9 tRNA genes and 2 rRNA genes are annotated in these 1,379 nt (G+C 46.2%); all 11 read left to right on the top strand.

The window, feature by feature from the left end:
- A 23S ribosomal RNA gene (locus tag BV906_RS18965) occupies positions 1–100 on the top strand; the annotation flags it as partial.
- 119 nt (positions 101–219) lie between these two features.
- A 5S ribosomal RNA gene (gene rrf, locus BV906_RS18970) occupies positions 220–335 on the top strand.
- Between the two features lie 13 nt (positions 336–348).
- Positions 349–424, top strand: a tRNA-Val gene (locus BV906_RS18975).
- A gap of 6 nt (positions 425–430) precedes the next feature.
- Positions 431–506 (top strand) — tRNA-Thr (locus tag BV906_RS18980).
- A 45-nt stretch (positions 507–551) separates the two neighbouring features.
- Positions 552–627: transfer RNA gene (locus tag BV906_RS18985), tRNA-Lys, on the top strand.
- A gap of 3 nt (positions 628–630) precedes the next feature.
- A tRNA-Leu gene (locus BV906_RS18990) sits at positions 631–712 on the top strand.
- Between the two features lie 19 nt (positions 713–731).
- Positions 732–806, top strand: a tRNA-Gly gene (locus BV906_RS18995).
- Between the two features lie 7 nt (positions 807–813).
- Positions 814–902: transfer RNA gene (locus BV906_RS19000), tRNA-Leu, on the top strand.
- A gap of 3 nt (positions 903–905) precedes the next feature.
- Positions 906–982, top strand: a tRNA-Arg gene (locus BV906_RS19005).
- 6 nt (positions 983–988) lie between these two features.
- Positions 989–1,065, top strand: a tRNA-Pro gene (locus BV906_RS19010).
- Between the two features lie 8 nt (positions 1,066–1,073).
- A tRNA-Ala gene (locus tag BV906_RS19015) sits at positions 1,074–1,149 on the top strand.
- The last annotated feature ends 230 nt before the right edge of the window (positions 1,150–1,379 follow it).

Raw genomic sequence — 1,379 nt, forward strand, 5'->3', positions numbered from 1 at the left:
TGAGTAAGATCCCTCAGAGACGATGAGGTTGATAGGTCCGAGGTGGAAGCGTGGTGACACGTGTAGCTGACGGATACTAATAGATCGAGGACTTAACTAAACTTCTTTATTGATGTGTTGATTTACTTTTATTTAGTTTTTAAGGTATAAACTAAAAAATACCTTGCATTTTCATATGGAAATGTATATAATAAAACTTGTCCTTATTTTTAAGGAAGGTCTGGTAGCAATAGCGAAGAGGTCACACCTGTTCCCATCTCGAACACAGAAGTTAAGCTCTTCAGCGTCGATGGTAGTTGGGGCTTTGCCCCTGCAAGAGTAGAACGCCGCCAGGCNAGGCATTATATCGGAGGATTAGCTCAGCTGGGAGAGCACCTGCCTTACAAGCAGGGGGTCGCAGGTTCGAGCCCTGCATCCTCCACCATTTTTAGCCGGCCTAGCTCAATTGGTAGAGCAACTGACTTGTAATCAGTAGGTTGGGGGTTCAAGTCCTCTGGCCGGCACCATCTTTTGTACAATTTAATATCAAATGGTGCTTTCAATCATATTGTGAGCCATTAGCTCAGTCGGTAGAGCATTTGACTTTTAATCAAAGGGTCGAAGGTTCGAATCCTTCATGGCTCACCATTTGCGGGTGTGGCGGAATTGGCAGACGCGCTAGACTTAGGATCTAGTGTCTTCGGACGTGGGGGTTCAAGTCCCTTCACCCGCATCAGATTTACTTGCTAAGCGCGGAAGTAGTTCAGTGGTAGAACACCACCTTGCCAAGGTGGGGGTCGCGGGTTCGAATCCCGTCTTCCGCTCCAAGCCCTTGCCGGGGTGGCGGAACTGGCAGACGCACAGGACTTAAAATCCTGCGGTAGGTGACTACCGTACCGGTTCGATTCCGGTTCTCGGCACCATATGCGCTCGTAGCTCAATTGGATAGAGTACTTGACTACGAATCAAGCGGTTAGAGGTTCGAGTCCTCTCGGGCGCACCATTATTTCGGGAAGTAGCTCAGCTTGGTAGAGCACTTGGTTTGGGACCAAGGGGTCGCAGGTTCGAATCCTGTCTTCCCGACCATTTATTAAGGGGCCTTAGCTCAGCTGGGAGAGCGCCTGCCTTGCACGCAGGAGGTCAGCGGTTCGATCCCGCTAGGCTCCACCATCTTTAAAAATAACGGTTGACTTATAAAGATCAACATGTTATATTGATAAAGTTGCTTTTGAGAAGCAGCTAACAAATTTGCTCTTTGAAAACTGAACAAAATAACCAGTATGTCAAGAAAAGAAAACATGTTTTTCTTTTCAAACAACTCATTAAGTTTCACTTATTGAGTATGCAACAAGCTAAGAACACAAATGGAATTAACTGATGTTGATTCTATTCAAACACTT

The sequence above is a fragment of the Oceanobacillus rekensis genome, from assembly GCF_002153375.1.
GTDB lineage: Bacteria > Bacillota > Bacilli > Bacillales > Amphibacillaceae > Oceanobacillus > Oceanobacillus rekensis.